This window comes from Rhodococcus sp. GQ147 (assembly GCF_059759155.1).
In genome coordinates this window covers 255,985-281,185 of sequence record NZ_JCAXDU010000004.1, presented here as the reverse complement: position 1 = coordinate 281,185, position 25,201 = coordinate 255,985, and the positions used below count along the sequence as shown (strand labels likewise).

Annotated in this window: 23 protein-coding genes; 13 read left to right on the top strand and 10 right to left on the bottom strand. The window is 68.4% G+C overall.

What is annotated here, in order from left to right:
- Positions 1-13: 13 nt before the first annotated feature.
- Positions 14-1,909, top strand: a complete 1,896-nt coding sequence (lepA, locus tag AC6CID_RS07340; RefSeq protein WP_259443777.1) for a translation elongation factor 4 — start codon at positions 14-16, stop codon at positions 1,907-1,909.
- 35 nt (positions 1,910-1,944) lie between these two features.
- Positions 1,945-2,877, top strand: coding sequence for an NAD(P)H-dependent flavin oxidoreductase (locus tag AC6CID_RS07335; RefSeq protein WP_019288359.1), 933 nt, complete (start codon positions 1,945-1,947; stop codon positions 2,875-2,877).
- A 391-nt stretch (positions 2,878-3,268) separates the two neighbouring features.
- Here AC6CID_RS07335 and AC6CID_RS07330 read toward each other — a convergent pair whose 3' ends face one another.
- Complete coding sequence (locus AC6CID_RS07330; RefSeq protein WP_200358228.1) at positions 3,269-5,215, bottom strand: glycoside hydrolase family 15 protein; 1,947 nt, start codon at positions 5,213-5,215, stop codon at positions 3,269-3,271.
- A 66-nt stretch (positions 5,216-5,281) separates the two neighbouring features.
- Between AC6CID_RS07330 and AC6CID_RS07325 the strand changes: the two genes are divergently transcribed.
- From AC6CID_RS07325 to AC6CID_RS07300, 6 genes are all read left to right on the top strand, one after another.
- Complete coding sequence (locus AC6CID_RS07325) at positions 5,282-5,488, top strand: hypothetical protein (protein WP_019288357.1); 207 nt, start codon at positions 5,282-5,284, stop codon at positions 5,486-5,488.
- 171 nt (positions 5,489-5,659) lie between these two features.
- Entirely contained in the window at positions 5,660-5,752 is a 93-nt protein-coding gene (locus tag AC6CID_RS07320) for an Ms4533A family Cys-rich leader peptide (protein ID WP_309568822.1), read from the top strand.
- Between the two features lie 153 nt (positions 5,753-5,905).
- Positions 5,906-6,931, top strand: a complete 1,026-nt coding sequence (locus tag AC6CID_RS07315; protein WP_498353730.1) for a sulfate ABC transporter substrate-binding protein — start codon at positions 5,906-5,908, stop codon at positions 6,929-6,931.
- 114 nt (positions 6,932-7,045) lie between these two features.
- Positions 7,046-7,843 carry a sulfate ABC transporter permease subunit CysT gene (cysT, locus tag AC6CID_RS07310; RefSeq protein WP_016694104.1) on the top strand — a complete coding sequence of 266 codons (798 nt, stop codon included), beginning with the start codon at positions 7,046-7,048 and terminating at the stop codon, positions 7,841-7,843.
- Positions 7,840-8,646, top strand: a complete 807-nt coding sequence (gene cysW, locus AC6CID_RS07305) for a sulfate ABC transporter permease subunit CysW (RefSeq protein WP_039585136.1) — start codon at positions 7,840-7,842, stop codon at positions 8,644-8,646. The genes cysT and cysW overlap by 4 nt, the downstream gene beginning before the upstream one ends.
- Entirely contained in the window at positions 8,643-9,641 is a 999-nt protein-coding gene (locus AC6CID_RS07300) for a sulfate/molybdate ABC transporter ATP-binding protein (protein ID WP_039585137.1), read from the top strand. The genes cysW and AC6CID_RS07300 overlap by 4 nt, the downstream gene beginning before the upstream one ends.
- A gap of 34 nt (positions 9,642-9,675) precedes the next feature.
- Here AC6CID_RS07300 and AC6CID_RS07295 read toward each other — a convergent pair whose 3' ends face one another.
- The 7 genes from AC6CID_RS07295 to AC6CID_RS07265 form a co-directional block, all read right to left on the bottom strand.
- Positions 9,676-10,551, bottom strand: a complete 876-nt coding sequence (locus tag AC6CID_RS07295; protein ID WP_039585139.1) for a universal stress protein — start codon at positions 10,549-10,551, stop codon at positions 9,676-9,678.
- A gap of 96 nt (positions 10,552-10,647) precedes the next feature.
- Positions 10,648-11,538: a polyphosphate kinase 2 gene (gene ppk2 / locus AC6CID_RS07290; protein WP_006554492.1), complete on the bottom strand. Its 891-nt coding sequence runs from the start codon at positions 11,536-11,538 to the stop codon at positions 10,648-10,650.
- A gap of 105 nt (positions 11,539-11,643) precedes the next feature.
- The gene (locus tag AC6CID_RS07285; protein ID WP_006554491.1) at positions 11,644-12,387 is read right to left on the bottom strand and encodes a sirohydrochlorin chelatase; all 744 of its coding nucleotides are present in this window, start codon (positions 12,385-12,387) and stop codon (positions 11,644-11,646) included.
- Positions 12,384-13,718 carry a sulfate adenylyltransferase subunit 1 gene (locus tag AC6CID_RS07280; RefSeq protein ID WP_006554490.1) on the bottom strand — a complete coding sequence of 445 codons (1,335 nt, stop codon included), beginning with the start codon at positions 13,716-13,718 and terminating at the stop codon, positions 12,384-12,386. Before AC6CID_RS07280 ends, AC6CID_RS07285 begins: the two co-directional genes overlap by 4 nt.
- A 2-nt stretch (positions 13,719-13,720) precedes the next feature.
- Positions 13,721-14,665 carry a sulfate adenylyltransferase subunit CysD gene (cysD, locus tag AC6CID_RS07275; RefSeq protein WP_006554489.1) on the bottom strand — a complete coding sequence of 315 codons (945 nt, stop codon included), beginning with the start codon at positions 14,663-14,665 and terminating at the stop codon, positions 13,721-13,723.
- On the bottom strand, positions 14,662-15,390 hold the full coding sequence (locus AC6CID_RS07270) for a phosphoadenylyl-sulfate reductase (RefSeq protein ID WP_006554488.1): 729 nt from the start codon (positions 15,388-15,390) through the stop codon (positions 14,662-14,664). Before AC6CID_RS07270 ends, cysD begins: the two co-directional genes overlap by 4 nt.
- A gap of 49 nt (positions 15,391-15,439) precedes the next feature.
- The gene (locus AC6CID_RS07265) at positions 15,440-17,155 is read right to left on the bottom strand and encodes a nitrite/sulfite reductase (protein WP_064061338.1); all 1,716 of its coding nucleotides are present in this window, start codon (positions 17,153-17,155) and stop codon (positions 15,440-15,442) included.
- A gap of 392 nt (positions 17,156-17,547) precedes the next feature.
- Between AC6CID_RS07265 and hemW the strand changes: the two genes are divergently transcribed.
- Complete coding sequence (gene hemW, locus AC6CID_RS07260) at positions 17,548-18,771, top strand: radical SAM family heme chaperone HemW (RefSeq protein WP_183079266.1); 1,224 nt, start codon at positions 17,548-17,550, stop codon at positions 18,769-18,771.
- A 241-nt stretch (positions 18,772-19,012) separates the two neighbouring features.
- Here the strand turns inward: hemW and AC6CID_RS07255 are convergent, their stop codons facing one another.
- Positions 19,013-19,366 carry a type II toxin-antitoxin system VapB family antitoxin gene (locus AC6CID_RS07255; protein WP_006554485.1) on the bottom strand — a complete coding sequence of 118 codons (354 nt, stop codon included), beginning with the start codon at positions 19,364-19,366 and terminating at the stop codon, positions 19,013-19,015.
- A 157-nt stretch (positions 19,367-19,523) separates the two neighbouring features.
- On the opposite strand from AC6CID_RS07255, the gene hrcA reads away from it, so the two are divergent.
- The 4 genes from hrcA (at position 19,524) to AC6CID_RS07235 (ending at position 23,464) form a co-directional block, all read left to right on the top strand.
- The gene (hrcA, locus tag AC6CID_RS07250) at positions 19,524-20,567 is read left to right on the top strand and encodes a heat-inducible transcriptional repressor HrcA (protein ID WP_006554484.1); all 1,044 of its coding nucleotides are present in this window, start codon (positions 19,524-19,526) and stop codon (positions 20,565-20,567) included.
- Positions 20,568-20,616: 49 nt separating this feature from the next.
- Positions 20,617-21,768 carry a molecular chaperone DnaJ gene (gene dnaJ / locus AC6CID_RS07245; RefSeq protein ID WP_121209076.1) on the top strand — a complete coding sequence of 384 codons (1,152 nt, stop codon included), beginning with the start codon at positions 20,617-20,619 and terminating at the stop codon, positions 21,766-21,768.
- A 9-nt stretch (positions 21,769-21,777) separates the two neighbouring features.
- Positions 21,778-22,536 (top strand): 16S rRNA (uracil(1498)-N(3))-methyltransferase, encoded by a 759-nt coding sequence (locus AC6CID_RS07240; RefSeq protein WP_006554482.1) that lies wholly within the window; start codon positions 21,778-21,780, stop codon positions 22,534-22,536.
- Positions 22,537-22,651: 115 nt separating this feature from the next.
- Positions 22,652-23,464 (top strand): prolyl oligopeptidase family serine peptidase, encoded by an 813-nt coding sequence (locus AC6CID_RS07235; RefSeq protein ID WP_121209077.1) that lies wholly within the window; start codon positions 22,652-22,654, stop codon positions 23,462-23,464.
- Here AC6CID_RS07235 and AC6CID_RS07230 read toward each other — a convergent pair.
- Entirely contained in the window at positions 23,408-25,021 is a 1,614-nt protein-coding gene (locus tag AC6CID_RS07230; RefSeq protein ID WP_121209078.1) for an MFS transporter, read from the bottom strand. The genes AC6CID_RS07235 and AC6CID_RS07230 overlap by 57 nt on opposite strands.
- Positions 25,022-25,201 lie beyond the last annotated feature (180 nt).

Here is a 25,201-nt window from a genome sequence, read left to right as displayed (position 1 = left end):
CGACTTGGATATTCTGCAGGGTGACCGCGGTCTGCTGGCCGCTGCCAGTCCGAGTCAGGAGCACGACATCAGCACCTTCGCCGACACCACGTTCACGGACCCCGCAAAGATCCGGAACTTCTGCATCATCGCGCACATCGACCACGGAAAGTCGACGCTCGCGGACCGGATGCTGCAGCTCACCGGGGTGGTCGAGGAGCGGCAGATGCGCGCCCAGTACCTCGACCGCATGGACATCGAGCGCGAGCGTGGCATCACGATCAAGGCGCAGAACGTACGTCTGCCGTGGAAGCTCGACGGCGAAGACTATGTGATGCACCTGATCGACACCCCGGGCCACGTCGACTTCACCTACGAGGTCTCCCGCGCGCTCGAGGCGTGCGAGGGCGCGGTCCTGCTCGTCGACGCCGCGCAGGGCATCGAGGCGCAGACCCTCGCCAATCTCTACCTTGCGCTCGACAAGGACCTGACGATCATCCCGGTCCTCAACAAGATCGACCTGCCCGCGGCCGATCCCGACCGCTATGCCGGTGAGATCGCGAACATCATCGGCTGTGAGCCGTCCGACGTGCTCCGGGTCTCCGGCAAGACCGGCGAGGGCGTCCCCGAACTCATCGACGCCGTGATCCGCCAGGTGCCGCCGCCGGTCGGTGACGCCGACGCGCCCGCCCGCGCCATGATCTTCGACTCCGTCTACGACACCTACCGCGGCGTCGTGACGTACGTGCGTGTGGTCGACGGCAAGATCGTGCCCCGCGAGAAGATCAAGATGATGTCGACGGGCACGACCCACGAACTGCTCGAAGTCGGCATCGTCTCGCCCGAACCCAAGGCCACCGCCGGTCTCGGCGTCGGCGAGGTGGGCTATCTCATCACCGGCGTGAAGGACGTGCGCCAGTCGAAGGTCGGCGACACCGTCACCACCGCCCGCCACGGTGCGGAGGAGCCGCTCACCGGCTACCGCGAACCGCGCCCGATGGTCTACTCCGGTCTGTACCCGGTCGACGGCTCCGACTACCCGGTGCTGCGCGACGCGCTCGACAAGCTCCAGCTCAACGACGCCGCGCTCACCTACGAGCCCGAGACGTCCGTCGCTCTCGGGTTCGGTTTCCGCTGCGGCTTCCTCGGTCTGCTGCACATGGAGATCACCCGCGAGCGCCTCGAGCGCGAGTTCGGCCTCGACCTGATCTCCACGGCTCCCAACGTCGTCTACCGCGTCGTGCTCGAAGGCGGCCAGGAAGTCGTCGTGACGAACCCGTCCGACTGGCCCGAGGGCAAGGCTCGCGAGATCTACGAACCGATCGTCAAGTGCACCATCATCGCGCCGAGCGAGTTCATCGGTTCGATCATGGAGCTGTGCCAGTCGCGGCGCGGTGAGCTCGGCGGTATGGACTACCTGTCCGAGACCCGCGTCGAGCTGCGGTACACGCTGCCGATGGCCGAGATCATCTTCGACTTCTTCGACTCGCTGAAGTCGCGCACCCGCGGCTACGCCTCGATGGACTACGAGGAGGCCGGAGAGCAGGAGGCCGCGCTGGTCAAGGTCGACATCCTGTTGCAGGGCGAGGCCGTCGACGCATTCAGCGCGATCGTCCACAAGGACGCCGCGGCCGCCTACGGCAACAAGATGACGACCAAGCTCAAGGAACTCATCCCGCGGCAGCAGTTCGAGGTGCCCGTCCAGGCCGCGATCGGCTCGAAGATCATCGCCCGCGAGAACATCCGGGCGATCCGCAAGGACGTTCTCGCCAAGTGCTACGGCGGCGACATCAGCCGTAAGCGCAAGCTGCTCGAGAAGCAGAAGGAAGGCAAGAAGCGGATGAAGACCATCGGCCGCGTCGACGTTCCGCAGGAGGCGTTCGTCGCCGCGTTGTCGTCCGAGGCCTCGTCCGACAAGCCGAAGAAGTAGTCGCTCCTGCTGCGACGCCCACCGGAAGGATTCGCGTGCTCGACACCTGGCTCACCCGTGAACTCGGAATCTCCGTTCCACTGCTGGGTGCGCCCATGGGTGGCCGGGCCGGTGGGCGGCTCGCCGGCGAGGTGACGCGGGCCGGCGGACTCGGCCTGATCGGTGCCGCCCGGTACAACACCGCCGAGTGGATCGAGGGCGAGGTGCGCACCGCCCGCGAGATCGGTGGTGGGGCCGTGGGATTCGGTCTGATGACCTGGGCGCTTGCCGACGACGACAGCCTCCTCACCGCGGTGCTCGAGCACCGCCCGCAACTGGTCACGCTCTCGTTCGGCGATCCCGCTCCCTACATCGAGCGCGTCCACGAGGCCGGGGCCGTCGTCCTCTCGCAGATCAACACGGTCGACGATCTGCGCGTGGTCGAGGCAGCGGGTGTCGACGCGGTGATCGCGCAGGGCCATGAGGCCGGTGGGCACACGGGCCGGATCGGTACCCTCCCGTTGCTGCAGGAGGTGCTCGAGTCGACGTCGCTGCCCGTGCTCGCCGCAGGTGGCATCGCCACGGGTCGCGGTCTGGCAGCGGTGCTCGCAGCCGGTGGGCAGGGCGCCCTGGTCGGGACGGCGCTGCTCGCCAGCCCGGAGACCGTCGGCCCCGACTACGCCCGTGGCCGGCTCGTGGAGGCCGGCAGCGCCGACACCGTCTACACCGACGTCTTCGACAAGGCCCGGCACCAGCCGTGGCCGGCGCGCTGGGGCGGACGCGCCCTGCGCAATGCGTTCACCGAGGAGTGGCACGGCCGGGGCGCCGACGAGGACACCCTCGCCGCGGCGTACACCGGTGACGATCCCGACATCGGGGTGGTCTACGCGGGGGAGGCCGCCGGTCTGGTGCGCTCCGAGCGACCCGCGGGCGAGGTGATCCGGGGTATCGCCGAACAGGCGGAGACTCTGCTGTCCCGCTTCCGTTGAGCACTGCGCCGGCACACGGACGTCCACATTCGAGCTGAGGTGAGCCTCACCTGAAGTGGAGGTCGCCCATGCGCCGAGTCGTTCTCTCCGCGGTAGCGCTCGTACTGTTCGTCGCCCCGACCCTCGTGGCGTGTTCGTCGGACACCGATGACACCGCGACCGCCGGCGGCGAGACCGTCACCGTCGAGCACTCCTACGGCACGACGACGATCGAGGGCAGACCCGAGCGGATCGTCGCGACCTCCAGCCAATGGCTCGACGCTCTCGTCGAACTCGGGGTGCAGCCCGTCGCGTACTACAGCGCCGGCTCGTACGGCGACGAGCGCGGCCTCTATCCGTGGCAGACCGACGTCTCCCCGGATGCGGTGGCGCTGAGTCGCCTGAGACCGGCTCACGGTCCGAGATGCGCGGGCCGGAAGTTGCCCGCTCCGATCTCCCGCTCTGCGCGGATGACATGGACGACGGCATTGATGAGCGCCAGGTGGGTGAACGCCTGCGGGAAGTTCCCCAGATGACGTCCGCTCTCGGTGTCGATCTCCTCGGCATAGAGCTTCAGGGGGCTCGCGTAGTCGAGCAGGCGCTGGCACAGTGCGGCGGCCCGCTCGACCTCGCCGATCTCGACGAGCGCCGAGACCAGCCAGAACGAGCAGATGGTGAACGAGCCCTCCTTGCCCGCGAGCCCGTCGTCGGTGGTCTCCACCCGGTAGCGCAGCACCAGCCCGTCCTCGGTGAGTTCGTCGGCGATCGCCAGCACCGTGGCCCGCACCCGGGGGTCGTCTGCGGGCAGGAAGCGCAACAAGGGGATCAGCAGAGCCGACGCGTCGAGTGACGGGTGGCCGTACCGCTGGGTGAAGACGCCGCGTTCGTCGACGCCGTGTTCGAGGACGTCGGCCTTGATCTCGTCGGCCATCGCCGCCCACTTCCGGGCGTAGTCGGGACGACCCTGCAGTTCGGCGAGTTTCGCGCCGCGATCGAGTGCCACCCAGCACATGACCTTCGACGACACGAAGTGCTGGGGTTCGCCGCGCACCTCCCAGATGCCGCGATCGGGCTTGCGCCAGTTGGCCGCTGCCTCCTCGACCTGCCGGCGCAGGGTGTGCAACAGCGTCTGGGGGAAGTGCCCGCGGGACTTGACGTGCAGGTACACCGAGTCGAGCAGTGTGCCCCAGATGTCGTGTTGCTGTTGGTGATAGGCGTCGTTGCCGATGCGGACCGGGGTGGCGCCGTCGTAGCCGCTCAGATGATCGAGGGTCGACTCCGGCAACTCGCGCTCACCGCCCACCCCGTACATCACCTGGAGCGGATAGCGGACGCCGTCCGCGTCGCGCGAGACGTCGAGGATGAACGAGAAGAAGTCGTCGGCCTCCCGGTCGAACCCGAGGGTGTACAGACCCCACAGTGCGAAGGTCGAATCGCGTACCCACGCGTAACGGTAGTCCCAGTTACGTTCTCCGCCAGGTGTTTCGGGGAGTGAGGTCGTCGACGCTGCGAGCAGCGCCCCGGTCGGGCTGTAGGTCAGTCCCTTGAGCGTCAGAGCGCTGCTCTGCAGGTAGGTGCGCCACGGGTGATCCGGGAAGCGGCCCGTCGTGATCCACTCGCGCCAGTAGTCCTGGGTGGCGGTCATCTTGACGGCGGCCTCGTCGAAGGTGTGCGGCATCGGGCAGTCCGACCACGACAATGCGACGAAGGCCGTGTCGCCCTTGTGGAGTCGACGTCGCGCGCGGACCTCGCGGTCCTCGATTCCGAGGCGCAGATCCGTCGTCATGCGCAGCGTCGGATGTTCGTCCGGCGCGTTCCGGCACACCGCGGTGGCCTCCTCGTAGACCTTGCCGGTATAGCTCCATTCGGTGCGGCCGCGGTGGTAGTCGAAGGCGGGTTCGCAGCTGACGTACAGGTCGACCGTCCCGTTCACGCAGCGCACCGTGCGCAACAGCATGTGCTCGGCCTCCCAGTCGGACGGGGTCCGGCGATGCGTGGTGGAGCGTTCCTCGACGTCGTACCAGGGTGACATGACCAGCGCGTCCCGCACGATCATCCAACCCGTGTCGGTCTGCCAGGTCGTCTCGAGCACCAGACCGCCCGGCAGGTACCGGCGTGCCGCAGGAACGGTGCGGTCGTGCGGCGACAACCGGAAATGTCCCGCGCTGCGGTCCAGCAGCGACCCGAACACACTCGGCGAGTCCGGACGGGGCACGCACATCCACTCCACGGTGCCGTCACGTGCGATCAGGCAGGTGCTCTCGCAATCCGAGAGGAATGCGTAGTCGTCGATCGGCGGGAACGGACTCCGTTGGAAGGGTGCCCCCGACAGCGGTGAGGAGGAGTGGTAGTGGTCCATCCCTCCATGATCACCGCGGGCCGGGCGGATCGCAGCGCGGTTGCCGAACCTACTAGGGTGTAGGCGATGGATCGGGTGGCTTCGTGGTGGGACGGCTTCGAGCTGTGGCTCGCGGGCCTGTCCTTCGTCCCCCAGGTGGCCCTGGTGCTCGCAGTGCTGGTGCCGGCCTGCTCAGGGGTCGCATGGCTGCTCGATCGGGCGATGGCCGGTGTCTTCGGACTGCTCGGCCGCGGAGAGACGGACTCGCCCGCCACGACGACGGAGGATTGCTGACATGCCGCGTTCGCGCGTAACCCTGGCGCTGATCGCGCTGCTGATCATCGTCGTCGTCGCATGGCTCGTCTCCATGTGAGCACGCCGCTCGCGCATCCGGTTCGGTGCTCGACGTCCGGTGTCCGAATCGTCGATTTCGGTCGACCCTCGACCTCTGCTAATCTCTGCCGCGTGTCCGCGACCACTCTGCCCCGCCTCCGCCACGAGTTGGCGTTGATCGCTGTGGGCATGCCATCGGTCGCCGACATCGACTGTTGTCGCTGAATCCTCCTTCTCTCCGCGGTCCCCGTCTTCCGGATCCTCTCGTCCGTCGGTGCCGCATCCTCGCGAATCCCGGCCGGTCCGATTCCGGCAGCCCCTCGTCCGGTGCCGGTCGCGTTCATCCCCCCCTCGAAACAGCCCCTCAGGAGGCTCGTCATGAAACGTTCCAGGTTCGTTGTCGCGGCGTTCGCCGCGGTCACCGCACTCTCCCTCACCGCCTGCTCCGGTGGTTCGAGCGACACCGTCGGAGCCGAGAGCGGCGGCGACGGATCCGGCGGGACGGTCAACCTCTACGCCTACGCCGTGCCCAAGGTCGGATTCGACTCGCTGATCCCCGCCTTCCAGGAGACCGAGGAAGGCGAGGGCGTCGTCTTCCAGCAGTCCTACGGCGCCTCCGGAGACCAGTCCCGCAAGGTGCGCGACGGCGCCGAGGCGAACTTCGTGAACTTCTCCGTCGAGCCCGACATCACCCGTCTCGTCGACGCGGGACTCGTCGACGAGAACTGGAACGAAAACGCCTACAACGGGATACCGTTCGGATCGGTCGTGACCATCGTCGTCCGTGAGGGCAACCCGAAGAACATTCGGGACTGGGACGACCTGCTCCGGCCGGATGTCGAGGTCGTCACCCCCAACCCGTTCAGCTCGGGTTCGGCGAAGTGGAACCTGCTTGCACCGTACGCCGCGAAGAGCAACGGCGGCGCCGACCCGCAGGCCGGCATCGACTACGTCACCGCACTGGTCACCGACCATGTGAAGGTACAGCCGAAGTCCGGTCGCGAGGCCACCGAGACCTTCCTGCAGGGCACCGGCGACGTGCTGCTGAGCTACGAGAACGAGGCACTGTTCATCGAGCGCAACGGCGACCCCGTCGAGCACGTCACCCCGCCCGTCACCTTCAAGATCGAGAACCCTGCGGCGGTACTGAAGAACGCGAAGGACGTCGAGGTCGCGCAGGCGTTCAACGACTTCCTGTACACCCCCGAGGCCCAGCGCCTGTGGGCCGAAGCCGGTTTCCGGCCCGTCGATCCGACCGTCGCCGAGGAATTCGCCGATGAGTTCCCGCAGCCGGAGAAACTGTGGACCGTCGCCGATCTCGGCGGCTGGGAGACCGTGAACGAGGAGCTGTTCGCCGACAGCACCGGCACCATCGCGGTGATCTACGACAACGCAACGAAGTAGAGCACGCGCGTGACCGTTTCGGAACACACCGCCGGGTCGGGAGATTCGTCTCCCGCCCCGGCGGGTTCGCGTCGCCGGCCGTCCGCCACGGCCCCCGCCCGACCACGACGCCGGATGTTCACCGGCGCCGTCGGGCCCCTCGGTATCGGCATCGCCACACTGTGGTTGAGCCTGATCGTCCTGCTTCCCCTCGCGGCCCTGGCCTTCCACTCCGTCTCGGACGGTCTCGGGACGTTCGTCGATGCGATCACCGCTCCGGCCGCCCTGGCGACCCTACGGATCACCGTCGTCGTCTCGCTGGTCGTCGCGGCGATCAACGCGGTGATGGGCACGGTGATCGCCTGGGTGCTCGTCCGCGACGAGTTCCCGGGCAAGAAGTTCGTCAATGCCCTGATCGACCTGCCCTTCGCGCTACCGACGATCGTCGCGAGCATCGTGCTGCTCTCGCTGTACGGGCCGCAGAGCCCGATCGGTGTGCAGCTCAACGCGACCGAGCCGGGACTGGTGGTGGCGCTGGCGTTCGTCACGCTGCCGTTCGTGGTGCGCTCGGTGCAGCCGGTGCTCATCGAGGCCGACCGTGAGGTCGAGGAGGCCGCCGCCTCGCTCGGCGCCGGCAACTTCACGATCTTCCGCACGGTCGTGCTGCCCGTGCTCGCGCCGGCGGTCCTCGGCGGCACCGGCCTGGCATTCGCCCGCGCCATCGGCGAGTACGGCTCGATCGTGCTCATCGGCGGCAACATCCCGTACAAGACCCAGGTCGCGTCGCAGTACATCCAGCAGCAGATCGAGATCGACCGGCCGGTCAACGCCGCCGCGGTCTCCGTCGCGCTGCTGGTGATCGCCTTCGTCGTGCTGTTCGTCCTGCGCCTGGTTGCAAATCGGGGGCTGCGCCGAGAGGAGGACGACCGGTGAAACAGTCCCTCGCATCCCGACTGTCGCTGCGCTTCGTCGCGCTCGCCTACCTGTTCGTACTGTTGCTCGTCCCGATCGGGGTGATCCTCTACCGCACCTTCGAGAACGGCATCGTGGCGTTCGCCGAGTCGATCAGCACCCCGGCGGCGATCTCGGCTCTGAACCTGTCGCTGCTCATCGTCGCGATCGTCGTGCCCGTGAACGTGATCTTCGGCATCGTCGTCGCGCTGGCGCTCGTCCGCGGCAGATTCCCGGGGAGGGGACTGTTGCAGGCCGTCGTCGACTTGCCCTTCGCGGTCTCGCCGATCGTCGTGGGTGTCGCCCTGATCATGTTGTGGGGCGCCAACGGCTGGTTCGGTGCCGTCGAGGATCTCGGCTTCAAGGTGATCTTCGGCCTGCCGGGCATGGTGCTCGCGACGATCTTCGTGACGCTGCCGTTCGTCGTGCGCGAGGTCGAACCGGTGCTGCGCGAGATCGGTGAGGAGCAGGAGCAGGCCGCCGCGACCCTCGGCGCGAACACCTGGCAGACCTTCTGGCGGATCACGTTGCCGGCGATCCGCTGGGGCCTGACCTACGGCATCGTCCTCACCGTCGCGCGGGCCCTCGGCGAGTTCGGCGCCGTCATCATGGTCTCGTCCGGCTTCCCCGGCGTCTCCCAGACCCTGACGCTGCTCGTGCACGCCCGGTACATCGACGACCACAACACCTTCGGCGCCTACAGCGCCGCGACCCTGCTCATGGCCATCGCGGTGATCGTCCTGCTGCTGATGACCCTGCTCGACCGGAAGAGGACCACCGAATGATCGCTGTTACCGGGGCGCGCAAGAACTACGGAGATTTCGCCGCACTCGCCGACGTCGACATCGACATCCCGTCCGGCTCGCTCACCGCCCTGCTCGGACCCTCGGGTTCGGGGAAGTCGACGCTGCTGCGTTCGATCGCCGGCCTCGAGACCCTCGACGCGGGCACCGTCCACATCGCCGGTAAGGACGTCACCGGCGTCACCCCGCAGAAGCGCGACATCGGTTTCGTCTTCCAGCACTACGCCGCGTTCAAGCACATGACCGTGCGCGAGAACGTCGCCTTCGGACTCAAGATCCGCAAGCGGCCCAAGGCCGAGATCACGAAGCGGGTCGACGACCTGCTCGAGATCGTCGGGCTCGGCGGGTTCCAGCGACGCTATCCGGCGCAGTTGTCCGGTGGCCAGCGTCAGCGCATGGCGCTCGCCCGTGCTCTCGCCGTCGACCCGCAGGTGCTGCTGCTCGACGAGCCGTTCGGTGCCCTGGACGCGAAGGTGCGCGCCGACCTGCGGACCTGGCTGCGCCGCCTGCACGACGAGGTGCACGTGACCACCGTGCTCGTCACGCACGACCAGGAGGAGGCGCTCGACGTCGCCGACCGCATCGCGGTGATGAATGCCGGACGTATCGAACAGGTCGGAACGCCGGAGGAACTCTACGATCGCCCGGCGAACAGCTTCGTGATGTCGTTCCTCGGGACGGTGTCCAAGCTCAACGGCGTGCTGGTGCGGCCGCACGACATCCGGCTCGCCCGGCAACCTGCGCTCTCCGACACCTCCGGCGGCTCGGTCGGTGTCACGCGGGCGACCGTCGAGCGTGTGGTCCGGCTGGGCTTCGAGGTGCGCGTCGAACTGCGCAACGACGCGACGGGTGAGCAGTTCACGACGCAGATCACCCGCGGCGAAACCCACGACCTGGGGCTCGTCGCGGGCGACACCGTCTACGCGCACGCTCCGGCCGCGTCGGAGACCGCCCCGCTCGGTACCGCCGCACAGTAACCGAGCGGGGGACTCGAGGGTCACGCGGGTCGGCTCAGTGGGCCTCGGTTTCCGATCGGTGGTGGGCGCGGCAGATCATGACCGGACAGCAACTGTGATGGATGAGTCCCTGACTGCTCGAGCCGACCACCGCAGCGGCCAGCGGGCTCCGGCCGTGGCTGCCGACCACCACGAGCTGGGCACTCTTGGATTCCTCGAGCAGGACGATGTCGGGCTTGCCCCGCTCGACCCGGTAGGAGACCGCGACGTCGGGGAACCGTTCGGTGTGCCAGGAGGTATGCGACTTCATCTCCTCCCTCCGGTGCTCGACGTAGGCCGTCCAGTCCGTGAACCGTGACCCCTCGCCGTAGGTGAGCGTGGACTGCTCCGTCCAGGTGTGGATCGCGACGAGGGGTGCCTCGAGCGCCGCGGCGGTCGCGAACGCATGCTCGACGGCGGACTCGCTGACCTCGGTGCCGTCCACTCCGACGACGACCGGGCGCCCGTCGGGCGGTTGGAATCCGTCGCGGCTGCGCCACGTCACCACCGGGCATTCCGCGTGGTTGGCCACCGACACGACGTCGGAGCGCCGGATCATCGACTCCCACTCCGTGGTGGTCGTGTGGCCGAGGACGATCATCCGTGCCTCGCGCGACAGGTCGGTGAGCACTCGATCCGGCTTGCCCGACGGAGTGGACCGCCGGACCTCGACCCGGTCGACCGCGCCCCGAACTGCCGCTTCCGCGGCGGTCAGAACGGCTTCCTCCGACGGGTCGGTCCCGTCGCCGGAGGTGGGGGGATGAACGTGGACCAGGTCGATCGGTTCGCCGAGACGTCGGGCGACGCAGGCGGCCCACCGGGCCGCATCGAGTGCGCTGTCCGATCCGTCGATGCCGACGACGATTCCGTGACCGACATTGGCTGTGCCCATGCTGCCTCCTCGCGTCACCATCCAGTGTGGTACGGATCGCAGTCTGGGCGCCAGTCCTGCGCACCTCGGCACGCCCGGAGCACGACCTCCCGGCAGCTAGTCGCCGACGGCGTCCTTGCCGCGCTGCACGATCCTCGGGTCGGCCGGGAAGACGATCTGACGGTCCTTGTCGTCGTACTCGAACTGGTTGAGGAAGAACCGCATCGCGTTGACCCGGGCCCGCTTCTTGTCGTTGGACTTGATGGTCGTCCACGGCGCCCAGTCGGTGTCGGTGCGCCGGAACATCTCTTCCTTCGCGTCGGTGTACTGGTCCCACTTGTCGAGCGATTCGAGGTCCATCTCCGACAGCTTCCACCGCCGCACCGGATCGAGCTGGCGGATGGCGAAGCGCGTGCGCTGCTCCCTCCGGGTGACGGAGAACCAGAACTTCGTCAGGGTGATGCCGGCGTCCACGACGAGCTTCTCGAACAACGGGACGTGCTCCATGAAACGTTCGTACTCGTCGTCGCTGCAGAAACCCATGACCCGTTCGACGCCGGCTCGGTTGTACCAGGAGCGGTCGAACAGTACGAGCTCACCGGCGGTGGGGAAGTGCTGGATGTAGCGCTGCATATACCACTGGCCCTGCTCACGGTCGGACGGCTTGTTCAGCGCGACGGTCCGGGCGTGCCGGACGTTGATGTACTCCTGGAACCGCTTGATCGTGCCGCCCTTGCCGGCGGCGTCGCGACCTTCGAACACGATGATGTGCTTGGAGCCGTTGTCCTTGGCCCACGACTGGAACTTCAGCAGTTCGATCTGCAGGAGATACTTCTCGACCTCGTAGGTGGCGCGGTCCATCCGGGTGTCGTACGGATAGTTCTCCCGCCAGGTGTCGACGGCCCGGCCCTCGATGTCGATCAGATCGGGGTCCTCACCGTGGTCGTCGCGCACCGAATAGCCCTCCGTGCGGAGCCGATCGATGTAGCGCCGAAGTTCGTTCTGCACGTGAGGCCCTCCCGGATCACCGATGTCGTCGGACGACGACCGTGACTCCGTTGTAGCGGAGGAATGCAAATCGTGCGTGAACTCGGGTGGAGATCCGGAAGTGACTCAGGCCACGCGCAGTCCGCGCCGCCGGTGCACGGCCTCGGTGTAGCGCTCGGTGATCACCCGCGCGACGGCATCGTGCCGGGTGAGGGTCTGCGCGACCCGCACGTGCCCGAGGCTGTCGGCCTCGGCGCAGGCACGGTCCCACAGCAGCCCGGGGGCGAGGATCCACGGTGTCAGCACGACGGTGCGGGCACCGCGGGAGGTGAGGTCGGCGAGGGTCGTCCCCACGGACGGACCGGTCGTGGCGAAGCACGCCGCGGCCTGCGTCCACGCCGTGCCGACGAGAATGCGGGGCACGACCAGCCCGGTCGCCCGGTTCGCTTCGGGGCGTCGCGATCCCACCGCGCACACTGCGATACCGACGGACGGATCGTCGGCCGACACCCCCGTGGCCGTGATGAGATCGCGAGCCGCGTCGACGAGGAGATCGTCGTCGCCGAGGATCGGCGAGCACAGCACCTCGAGCAGCGGATGACGTTGCTGCGCTTCGTGCAACAGGGCCGGCAGATCGACCCGCGCGTGGAAGGCGCTGCCGAGCAGCAGCGGCACCACCGCGACCTGCCGGTGCCCGTCCGCGGCGAGCGCGTCGAGAGCCTGACCGACCGACGGGGTGTTCAGGTCGAGGAACGCGAGTCGCACGTCCAGACCGGGGTTCTCGGCCCGGACGGTGTCGAGCGCGGCAGCCACGGCCTGCGCCGAACGCGGGTCGCGACTGCCGTGCGCGACGGCGACGAGCGGCATCATGCCGGGACGCGGTCCCCGAGCTCGATGTCGGCGAGTCCGTCGCCCACGAGACCCGCGGCGAGGGTGTTGCCCCCGGCCGGATCGATCAGCAGGAAGCTGCCGCTGCGGCGGTTGATGCGGTAGTCGTCCGCGGCGATCGGCTCGGCCACACGCACCGTGATGCGCGCGATCTCGTTGAGCTCGATGCTCTCCGGGCTCGGGACGGAGGAGAGATCCTGCTCGTCGAACCGCTCGTCGATCGTCCCGACGATGGCCTGCGTGATGCGGGTGCCGTGCTTGAGCAGCAACCGGGCGCCCGGGCGCAACGGCTTCTCGGCGAGCCAGCACACGGTGGCCTCGAACTCCGACAGCGGCTCGGGTGCCGCCTCCGGGGTGGCGATGATGTCGCCGCGGGAGACGTCGACGTCGTCGGCGAGCACGAGGGTCACCGACCGGCCGGCGTGCGCGACATCGAATGCGCCGTCGGCACTGTCGATGCGCTCGACGGTGGTGCGGACACCGGACGGCAGCACGACGACCTCGTCACCGGGGCGCACGGACCCTGCCGCGACCTGACCGGCGTAGCCGCGGTAGTCGGGGAACTCGGCGGTGCGGGGACGGATCACGTACTGCACCGGGAAGCGCAGACCGGTCTCGTGCCGGCCGTGCACATCGGCGTCGACGGGAACCGACTCGAGGTGCTCGATGAGCGTCGGGCCGTCGTAGTAGGGGGTGCTCTCGCTGCGCACGGCCACGTTGTCGCCGTGCAGCGCGGAGACCGGGATCTCCTGCACGTCCTCGGGTGCCCAGCCGAGCGAACTCGTCAGTTCCCCGAACTCGGCGGAGATCTGCGCGAACACCGAGGCCGGATCCTCGACGAGGTCGATCTTGTTGACCGCGAGGACGAGCTTCGGCACACCGAGCAGGGCCAGCACGGCGGCGTGCTTGCGGGTCTGCGAGACGACACCCTTGCGCGCGTCGACGAGCAGGACGACGAGCTGCGCGGTGGACGCACCCGACACCGTGTTGCGGGTGTACTGGACGTGACCCGGGGTGTCCGCGAGGACGAAGCTGCGCTTCGGCGTCGCGAAGTAGCGGTACGCCACGTCGATGGTGATGCCCTGCTCACGCTCGGCGCGAAGGCCGTCGACGAGCAGCGAGAGGTCGGGGGTGTCGAGGCCGCGGTCGACCGACGCGCGGGTGACGGCGTCGATCTGGTCGGCGAGTACGGACTTGGTGTCGTAGAGCAGTCGTCCCACCAGGGTGGACTTGCCGTCGTCGACCGAACCGGCGGTGGCGAGGCGCAGCAGCTGCGTGTCGCTCTGCACGCTCTGCTCGTGAAGGTCGCTCATGATCAGAAATAGCCCTCTCGCTTGCGGTCTTCCATCGCCGCTTCGGAAACCCGGTCGTCGCCGCGGGTGGCGCCGCGCTCGGTCAGTCGTGATGCCGCGACCTCGGCGAGGATCTCCTCGTTCGTGGAGGCCTCGGACAGGATCGCGCCGGTGGTCGATCCGTCGCCGACGGTGCGGTAGCGCACCGAACGCGTCTCGGGCTCTTCGCCCTCGGCCGGACCGCCCCAGACACCCGGGGTCATCCACATGCCGTCGCGGCGGTAGACGGGGCGCTCGTGCGCGTAGTAGATGCTCGCCAGTTCGACGTTCTCGCGGGCAATGTAGCGCCAGATGTCGAGCTCGGTGAAGTTGCTCAGCGGGAAGACACGCACGTGCTCCCCGGGTGCGTGCCGCCCGTTGTACAGATTCCACAACTCCGGACGCTGACGCTTCGGATCCCACTGGCCGAATGCGTTGCGCAGCGAGAAGATCCGCTCCTTGGCGCGCGATCGCTCCTCGTCGCGGCGGCCGCCACCGAAGACGGCGTCGAACCGGTTCTCCGAGATCGCGTCGAGCAGCGGCACGGTCTGCAGCGGGTTGCGGATGCCGTCGGGACGCTCGGTGAGCCGGCCGTCGGCGAGGTAGTCCTCGACACTCGCGACGTGCAGTCGGAGGTTGTACTTTTCGACGACGTGGTCGCGGAACTCGAGGACCTCGGGGAGGTTGTGGCCGGTGTCGACGTGCAGCAGCGCGAAGGGCAGCGGCGCGGGCCAGAACGCTTTGATGGCGAGGTGCAGCAGGACGGTGGAGTCCTTGCCTCCCGAGAACAGGATGACGGGGCGTTCGAACTCGCCCGCGACCTCGCGGAAGACGTGGATCGCTTCCGACTCGAGGGCGTCGAGGGTGTCGAACCGGTTGCCGTCCAGCAGCGTCCGGGTCTCGGTGGGATTCGTATCGGTGAGTGTCATGAGGCGTGCAACCCGCATTCGGTCTTGGCTCGGCCGGCCCAGCGCCCGCTGCGCGGATCGGCTCCGGGAAGTGGTTTGGTGGTGCACGGGGCGCACCCGATGGACGGGTAGCCCTCGTCGACGAGCGGATTGACGAGGATCCCGTGTTCGTCGATGTAGTTCTGCATGTCCTCGTCGGACCATGCCGCGATCGGATTGATCTTCACCAGTCCGAACGCGTCGTCGAACGAGATGAGCGGTGAGTTCGCGCGGGTGGGCGCCTCGACACGGCGGATTCCGGTCACCCAGGCGCGGTAGCCCTTCAGGCTCTCCTTCAGCGGCACCACCTTGCGCAGGCGGCAGCACTCGTTCGGGTCGCGGGCGAACAGATCCTTGCCGAGCAGGGCGTCCTGCTCCGCGACGGACTGCTGCGCCCGGGCGTTGACGATGTTCACGCCGTACACCTGCTCCACCGCATCGCGCGTGCCGAGCGTCTCGGCGAAGTGGTAGCCGGTGTCGAGGAACAGCACGTCCACGCCGGGGCGCTGCTGCGCGGCCAGATGGACCAGGACACCGTCCTGCATGTTCGACGCGACGATGTACCCGCTACGTCCACCGTCGGTGGTGGGGGTACCGAAGGTCTCGTCCGTCCACCGCAGGAGTTCCTGCGCCGACGCACCTTCGAGTTCTGCCGCCCCCTGCGCGGCAATACTCCGGAGCTCGTCGATGTTCGTATCGATCGTCATCGCGTCCCTTCCCGATCCGTCTTCGTGTCGACCGCTGCAGCAGTGCCCGTCATCGCAGGTCTGCCTCCTCGGCGCGGACGACCCATTCGCCGAAGCGCTCGCCGGGCGTGCGCTCCTTGACGAAGGTGCGCACCACCCGCTCGATGTAGTCGCCGAGCTCGGCGCTGGTGACCTTGTGCTGGCGCAGCTTGCGTCCGAACTTCGCGTCGAAGCCCAGCGCACCGCCGAGGTGCACCTGGAAACCTTCGACCTGGTTGCCCTCACCGTCGTCGACGAGTTGACCCTTGAAGCCGATGTCGGCGATCTGGGAGCGCGCACACGAGTTCGGGCAGCCGTTGATGTTGATCGTCACCGGGACGTCGAGCTGCGCGTTGATGTCGGCGAGACGCTCCTCGAGCTCGGGCACGAGGGCTTGCGAACGCTTGCGCGTCTCGACGAAGGACAGCTTGCAGAACTCGATTCCCGTGCACGCCATGAGATTCTTGCGCCACGGCGACGGCGAGGCCGGCAGACCCAGCGCCTCGAGCTCGGTGACGAGCTGCTCGACCTTGTCGTCGGCCACGTCGAGCACGATCAGCTTCTGGTATGGGGTGAACCGGATCCGGTCGGAACCCGCACGTTCGGCGGCGTCGGCGACCTTCGACAGGATCGTGCCCGAGACACGACCGGCGATCGGCGCGACACCCACGGCGTTGAGGCCGTTGCGCAGCTTCTGGATACCGACGTGATCGATGGGACGCTCCGGTGCGGCCGGGGCCGGGCCGTCGATGAGCGGACGCTTCAGGTACTCGGTCTCGAGCACCTCGCGGAACTTCTCGATGCCCCAGTCCTTGATGAGGAACTTCAGGCGTGCCTTGGACCGCAGCCGCCGGTAGCCGTAGTCGCGGAAGATCGCGACGACGCCTTCCCACACATCGGCGACCTCCTCGAGCGGCACCCAGGCGCCGACCCGCTGCGCGAGCATCGGGTTGGTGGACAGGCCGCCGCCGACCCACAGGTCGAAGCCGGGGCCGTGCTCGGGATGCTCGACGCCGATGAAGGCGACGTCGTTGATCTCGTGCACGACGTCCTGCTGGCCGGAGATCGCGGTCTTGAACTTGCGCGGCAGGTTCGAGTACTCGGGGTTGCCGATGTAGCGGCGCACGATCTCGTCGATCGCGGGGGTGCCGTCGATGATCTCGTCGAGGGACTCACCGGCGAGCGGCGAACCGAGCACGACGCGAGGGCAGTCGCCGCACGCCTCGGTGGTCTTCAGGCCGACCGATTCGAGACGACGCCAGATCTCGGGGACGTTCTCGACCTCGATCCAGTGGTACTGGACGTTCTCGCGGTCGGACAGGTCGGCGGTGTCGCGACCGAACTCGGTGGAGATACCGGCGATCGTCCGCAGCTGCGCGAGATTCAGGGCGCCGGCGTCGCAGCGCACCCGCATCATGAAGTACTTCGCCTCGAGCAGGTCGATGTTCTCGTCACCGGTGTAGGTGCCGTCGTAGCCCTGCTCGCGCTGGGTGTACAGACCCCACCAGCGGAAGCGGCCGCGCAGATCGCTCTTGTCGATTCCGTCGAAACCGGTTTGCGCATAGATGTTCTCGATACGCTTGCGGACGTTGAGCGGGTTGTCGTCCTTCTTCGTCTGCTCGTTGGCGTTGAGCGGCTCCCGGTAGCCGAGGGCCCACTGGCCTTCGGCGCGACGCTTGGCGGGACGCGCGCGGCGGGCGGGAGTGGCCGACTCGTCGGCGGGCGTGACGTCGGTGGTCGACGACATACAGGGTCTCCTGATACTCGCTGGAACCGGATCGACGAGCGCAGGAGGGAGCTGACCTCGTGCACGCATGCTTCGACCCGGCGGGATCTGGGATGTGCCGGGGAGTGCCGACTAGAGACAGTCGGCGCAGAGACAAGCGGCGCAAGGCAGACAACAGGATGCGCAGACGCGCTTGAAGTCGACGTGGCGTCGCGCCACGAGTCGCACTCCGTGTCCTGTCATGCGGACCATTGTGCCACGTCACCGGGACGATTCCGAATTGCGGGCGGTATTTCCACCCGATTTTCGGGAAATGTCGAGGTAGGGGCGTCGCGCGCGGAGCCGCCCTTCGGGTCTCTGGAACACTGGAGGGCGTGAACAGCACTGAGATCGGTCGACGCACCGGCACGGAAATCGGTATCGCGGGTCGTCCGGCCGGTCTCGAACTTCCCGCTTCGGCACTCGCAGGAGTGGGGACGCGACCGTTCGGTGTGTACGTGCACGTGCCCTTCTGCGCGACCCGCTGCGGCTACTGCGACTTCAACACCTACACGGCCGGGGAACTCGGCAGCGCGGCGTCGCCGCAGTCCTGGCTGGAGGGTCTGCGCCGCGAACTCGACGCCGGTGCCCGGCTGCTGTCCGAATCCGGACGACGGACTCCCGCTGCCGAGACGGTCTTCGTCGGCGGCGGAACACCCTCGCTGCTCGGCGCGGACGGTCTCGCGCAGGTGCTCGACGCGATCCGCGACTCGTTCGGGCTCGCTCCCGGCGCCGAGGTGACCACCGAATCGAACCCGGAGTCGACCTCCACGGAGTTCTTCTCGTCGATCCGCGAGGCCGGATACACCCGCGTGTCGCTCGGCATGCAGTCCGCGGCGCCCCACGTGCTGGCGGTCCTCGACCGCACCCACACACCCGGGCGTCCCATCGCGGCGGCGAAGGAAGCGCGCGCGGCCGGTTTCGGCCACATCAACCTCGATCTGATCTACGGCACTCCCGGCGAGCGCGACGCCGACCTCGACGCCTCCCTCGACGCCGTGCTCGAAGCGGGGGTCGACCACGTCTCGGCGTACGCGCTCATCGTCGAGGACGGCACCGCCCTCGCTCGCCGTGTCCGTCGCGGCGAGCTGCCGGCTCCGGACGACGACGTGCTCGCATCGCGGTACGAGCGGATCGACGCGCGACTCGCCGACGCCGGGATGACCTGGTACGAGGTGTCCAACTGGGCGAAGGCCGATGATCCGTCGGCGCGCTGCGCCCACAACCTCGGTTACTGGGACGGCGGCGACTGGTGGGGCGCCGGGCCGGGCGCGCACAGCCACGTCGGTGGCGTGCGCTGGTGGAACGTCAAGCATCCCGCCCGTTACGCGTCGACCCTCGCCGACGGAGTCCTGCCCGTCGGGGGCAGCGAACATCTCACGGCCGAGGACCGGCACACCGAACTCGTCATGCTCACCGTCCGGCTGCGCACGGGCCTGCCGTTGTCGGAGCTCGACGACGGTGAGCGCGAGGCAGCAGAGACGGTGGTCGCCGACGGGCTCGCCGTGGAGCGCGACGATCAGCTCGTGCTGACCGACCGGGGCCGGCTGCTCGCCGACGCGGTGGTCCGCACCATCCTGCTCGGCGCGGACGACTGACCGTCCGGTCGCGTCATGCTGCTCCGACCGACCGACCGGTCGCGTCATGCTGCTCCGACCGACCGGTCGCGTCATGCTGCTCCGATGCGCTCCGAGTCGTAGACCGACAGCCGCCCACGGTTCTCGACCACCGACACCTAGTACTTATCCGACTCGGTCCGGCCGTCGACGGTGACGAACGTGAGGGTGACGATGACACTCGACACATCGCGGGGCTCCACGGTATCCACCCCTGATCGGGCTATGCGGGCGACGGGCCCCGAACCTCGGCGCCCGGGTCGGGCACGCCACCGGGAATCAGCACGTCGTACTCGAAGACACGCACGTGCAGCACCGTCCGGTTCCGCAGCGCGGACTGCACGGCACGGTGGAGTCCGTCCTCGAGGTACAGCACGCCCTGCCACTGGACGGCGTGTGGGAACAGATCGCCGTAGAACGTCGAGTCCTCCGACAACAGCCGGTCGAGTTCGAGCACCTTCGTCGTCGTGACGATCTCGTCGAGGCGCACCTGGCGGGGCGGAATCCTCGACCAGTCGCGCAGAGACAGTCCGTGATCGGGATACGGCTTGCCGTCCCGGACGCCCTTGAAGATCATGTGAACACATTACGGGGGGCGCGCCGAAGGCGTCGCTTCCGGTTCGGGGTGGTATCGCACACGTGCCCGACACCTTCGAGGTCGTCGCGCGATTAGACTGGCAGGGTACGGCCCCGAGAGGTGCAGTCCTGCAGGCGGCGGAAACGGAGGTGGCGGGTTGTCGAGTACCGAGGAGCGGAGATTCACGGTCTTGCGCGCCATCGTGGCGGATTACGTGTCCACCAAGGAGCCGATCGGCTCCAAGACTCTCGTCGACCGGCACAATCTCGGAGTGTCCAGCGCCACGGTCCGCAACGACATGGCTGTGCTCGAAGCAGAGGGATACATCACACAGACCCACACGAGCTCGGGACGCGTGCCCACCGACAAGGGCTACCGCCAGTTCGTCGACAGGATCGCGGAGGTCAAACCGCTCTCGTCGGCCGAGCGCCGCGCAATCCTGCAGTTCCTCGAATCGGGCGTCGACCTCGACGACGTGCTGCGCCGCGCGGTGCGGTTGCTCGCGCAGCTCACCCGCCAGGTCGCGGTCGTGCAGTACCCGACGCTCTCCGCGTCGTCCGTGCGACATCTCGAGGTGGTCGGGCTGACACCGGCGCGGCTGCTGCTCGTGCTCATCACCGACTCGGGCCGCGTCGATCAGCGCATCGTCGAACTCGGCGACGTGATCGACGAGGACGGCCTGTCGCGGTTGCGTGAGCTGCTCGGCGGGGCATTGACCGGCAAGCGGCTCGCCGCGGCCTCCGTCGCAGTGACCGAGCTCGCCGACAACGCACCGGACGATCTGCGCGATGCGCTCATCCGGTGCACCACTGTGCTGGTGGAGACCCTCGTCGAGCACCCCGAGGAGCGTCTCGTGCTCGGCGGCACCGCCAATCTCACCCGTAACGCCGCCGACTTCGACGGCCACGGCATGCTGCCGGGCTCGTTGCGTACGGTCCTCGAAGCCCTCGAGGAGCAGGTCGTGGTGCTCAAACTGCTCGCGTCCAGCCAGGACGCAGGCCGGGTCACCGTCCGCATCGGTGAGGAGACCCAGTTCGAGGAGATGCGCACCACCTCGGTCGTGTCCACCGGCTACGGGGCCGCGGGTACGGTCTTCGGTGGTCTGGGAGTGCTCGGCCCCACCCGGATGGACTATCCGGGAACCATCGCATCGGTCGCCACCGTTGCGAGATATATCGGTGAGGTGCTCGGCGAACGCTGAGCACCGTCCATTTTTGCTCTGTAGAACGACGTAAGGACGAGAACCAAACGTGGCACGGGACTACTACGGGACGCTCGGCGTGTCCAAGAACGCGACCGACCAGGAGATCAAACGGGCGTACCGCAAGTTGGCGCGCGAGCACCACCCGGATGTGAACCCAGACGAGTCGGCGCAGAAGCGTTTCCAGGAGATCTCGGCCGCCTACGAGGTGCTGTCGGATCCCGAGAAGCGACGCATCGTCGACCTCGGCGGCGACCCACTCGAATCTGGTGGCGGCGGTGCGGGCGGCTTCGGCGGCGCCGGCTTCGGTGGCGGCCTCGGTGATGTCTTCGAGGCGTTCTTCGGTGGTGGGGCCGGCGGTTCCCGCGGTCCGCGCGGCCGCGTCCAGCCCGGCGCCGACTCGCTGCTCCGCACCCGCCTGACCCTCGAGGAATGCGCTCGCGGCGTCACCAAGACGGTCACGGTCGACACCGCGATCCTGTGCGACGCGTGCACCGGTTCCGGCACCCACGGCGATTCGAAGCCCGTGCGCTGCGAGACCTGCGGTGGCGCCGGTGAGGTCCAGTCCGTCCAGCGTTCCTTCCTCGGCCAGGTCATGACGTCCCGCCCGTGCCCCACCTGCCGCGGTGTCGGCGAGACGATCCCGGATCCCTGCCGCAAGTGCGGTGGTGACGGCCGCGTGCGCGCCCGCCGCGAGGTCACCGTCAAGGTGCCCGCCGGCGTCGGCAACGGGATGCGCATCCGCCTCGCGGCCCAGGGCGAGGTCGGCCCCGGCGGCGGTCCTGCCGGCGATCTCTACGTCGAGGTGCTCGAACAGCAGCACGAGGTTTTCGTGCGCGACGGCGACGACCTGCACTGCACCATCCGCGTGCCCATGGTCGACGCTGCGCTCGGCACCAAGGTGACGATCGAGACCATCCTCGACGGCCCCACCGAGATCACCATCGATCCCGGCACCCAGCCCGGTTCGGTCTCGGTGCTGCGCGGCCACGGCATGCCGAAGCTGCGCTCGGGTACGCGCGGCGACCTGCACGCGCATCTCGAGGTCGTGGTGCCGAGCAAGCTCGATCACAAGCAGACGAAGCTGCTCGAGGACCTGCGCCGGCACAGCGACCGGGAGCATGTCGAGGTCGTGACCACGGGTTCGCAGAACACCGGCGGCCTGTTCTCGCGCCTGCGCGACGCGTTCAGCGCCCGTTAGGTCGCTCGGGTGGCCGCGACACTGTTCTACCTCGACCCGCTGCCCGACGAGGGGCGGACGGCCGTGCTCGACGGCAAGGAGGGCCGGCACGCCGCGACGGTGCGCCGTATCGCGGTAGGCGAGCGGCTCGTGTTGTCCGACGGTGCCGGTGAGGTCGCCGACGTCGAGGTCACGGCGGTCGCGAAGGACCGGCTCGAAGCGCTCGTGCTCGGTCGTCGCGTTGTCGACCCGCCGCGTCCGAGCGTGACCGTCGTGCAGGCGCTGCCGAAGTCCGACCGGTCCGAACTCGCCGTCGAACTGGCCACCGAGGCCGGCGCCGACGAGTTCGTACCGTGGCAGTCGGCGCGCTGTGTCGCCCGGTGGGATGCCAAGGCGGACAAGGGTGTTGCCAAGTGGCAGGCGGTCGCGACGTCCGCGGCGAAGCAGTCGCGGCGCGCGCACGTGCCGACGGTCGCCGGGTTGCACCGCACACCCGAGGTCGTCGCACGGGTCCGCTCGGCCGTCGAGCGCGGCGACGTCGTCGCGGTGCTCCACGAATCCGCCACGATCCCCTTCGCCGATCTGCCCGTGCGCGACGTCGATTCGCTGACGCTGATCGTCGGTCCCGAAGGCGGACTCGACGACGCGGAGGTCGAGACCCTCGTCGACGCGGGCGCGGTGGCCGTCGGTCTCGGCCCCACGGTGCTGCGCACCTCGACCGCCGCGGCCGTCGCACTCGGCGCGATCGGTGTGTTGACCGACCGGTGGCGTACCAGGCCCCTGCACTAGGGATCGCTTGCGGGTCCCGATTCTCTGTGCTGAGGGATCGCTTGCGGGTCCCGATTCTCTGTGCTGAGGGATCGCTTGCGGGTCCCGACCATACGTATCGAAGGAATTTCCTCTCTTGGCTCGTACGAAGATCGCCTACGGCACCCACTCGCAGCAGTTCGGGCACGTCTTCCTACCCGACCCCGCGACGGTGACGGGGCCCGTTCCCGCCGTCATGGTCGTTCACGGCGGTTCGTGGCACGGCCGCTACCAGCTCACCCTCGGTACGGCGCTGTCCGTGGAACTCGCGCGTCGCGGTGTGGTGGCGTGGAACGTCGAGTACCGCCGTCTCGAGGCCGGTGGCGCGTGGGACGAGATGTCCGCCGATGTGGTCGCGGCGTACGAGACGATCTTCACCGAGGTCGTTCCGCACGCGCAGCGCGGCGGTGTCGAGGTCGATCTCGACCGTGTGCGGCTCGTCGGTCACTCTGCGGGAGGCCAGCTGGCGGTGTGGCTCGCGGGTGAGAGCACGTCGGTGCGACCGGAATTCGTGGTTTCGCAGGCGGGTGCGCTCGACCTCGTCACCGCCGGGGAGCGCGGTCGTCGCGTGGAGGCGTTCGAGGCGCTCTTCGGTGCGTCCTACGCGGAGGCACCCGAGTGTTATCGGTCGGCCTCGCCGACGCACCGGCCGCCGATCGGTGTGCCGGTCGCGGTGCTGCACGGCACCGCCGACGAGCAGGTGTCGGTGAGTGTCGCGCACCGTTACGTCGACGCGGCCGGCGCGGCAGGAGATCCGGTGTCGCTGGAGCTGTTCGACGGTGAGGATCACGTCGCCTTCCTGAACCGGAGCACCCGGGCCTGGGCGCGATCGCTCGACCTGCTCACCGTCCGGTCAGTGGCCGATCTCGGCCTCGCTGCCGGTGCGGGTGTGGAGTCCGCGGGGGAGTAGCGCGGTGACCGCCGCGGCGCCGATGAGCAGGACGATGCCGGCGACGAGGCTCGCGGACGAGATCGCCTCGGCGAACGCTGCGGACGACGCGTCGAGCAGCGGTTGTGCGTACGACGCCGCGAATGGGTTCGCCGCGAGTTCCTCCGCGACGATCGCCGCACCGCCCACCGAATCGCCGGCCGCCTCGATCGCCATCGCGGCCTGATCGGCCATCGGACCTGTCAGGTCCGCCAACGGCAATCCGTCGAGGAACCCGGAGATCTCGCGGTGATAGGTGGTCGCGAGGATCGAGCCGAGCACGGCGATGCCCAGCGACCCGCCGAATTCCACTGCGGTGTCGTTCAACCCGCCCGCCGCTCCGAGGTCCGAGTCGGGGAAGCCGCCCATGATCAGGTCGGTGGACGGGGATGTGGCCAGGCCGATGCCCAATCCGAGCAGCAACAACGAGATCAGAAAGGGCGTGAAGCCGGAGGCGCCGGCCGTGACGGTCAAGGTGAGGATGCCTGCCGCAGCGGCGACCATGCCCGTGCCCACGAGGGCCCGCGCACCGAGTCGGGGCGCGAGCCGGCCGCTCAGCGCCGCGCCGAGCGAGACCGTCACCGCGAGGGGAAGCAGACGCAGACCGGTCTCGAGCGGGCCGTAACCGAGCACGAACTGGAACTGCTGCGCGACGAAGTAGATGGCGCCGAAGGCGACGAGGAAGAGCAGTAACACCGACACGCACGCACCGCCGACGGTCCGGTCCGCGACCCGACGCACGTCCAGCAACGGCCGGGGGTGGCGAAGTTCCCACACCACGAAGAGCACCGCGGCGATCACCGAGCCGATCGAGGTGGCGATCACCCCGGTGCCCCAACCGAAGTGGAACCCCTCGATGATCGCGTAGACGATTCCGCCGAGAGCAGCGACCGACAGGGCGCCGCCGACCCAGTCGGTGCGGGTGAGATCGTCCGCCTTCGAGGCCGGCACGAGGATCAGGGCCGCGATCGCCGCGAATGCCGCGATCGGCACGTTGATGAGGAAGGTCGAACCCCACGAGTTCGATTCGAGGAGCCATCCGGCGAGCAGGGGACCGAGCGCAATGGCGAGTCCGGACGTGGCGGCCCAGGCTGCGATCGCGCGGGCACGCTCGTGCACGGGGAACATCGCGACGAGCAGCGACAGTGTCGCAGGCATGATCACGGCGGCGCCCACCCCCATGACGATGCGCGCGACGATCACGTCGCCGGCGCTGTCGGCGAACGATCCGTAGACCGCGCCGGCGGCAAAGACGACCAGGCCCGCCAGCAACGCGCGACGTCGTCCGTATCGATCGCCGAGCACGCCGAACAGCAGCATCAGCGCGGCATAGGGGACGGTGTAGCCGTCGATGATCCACTGCATGTCGGCGCTGGTGAGCTGCAGTTCGCGCAGCATGCCGGGTGCGGCGACGATGAGCGAGGTGTTGGCCATCACGACGATGAGCAGGCTCAGGCACAGCACCGCCAGTCCGGCCCAGCGCAGCCGGTAGGGTTCCTTCGCTGCGGTCCCTCCTGCGAGGGTCACGGCAGTGGGCATGGGCTCTCCTCGGGTGCGACACGGGCCGGGACCTGAGCCCCGATCTACACGGTGGTGTGCAAGTTACGCAGCTGCACATCCGTGTGCAACTAAAATGAAAGACAGATCACAGTCAGCGGAAGAGGGCGAGAACGTGGAGAACTCGGTCACACGACCGCGAACCCGATTCAATGCGAACCG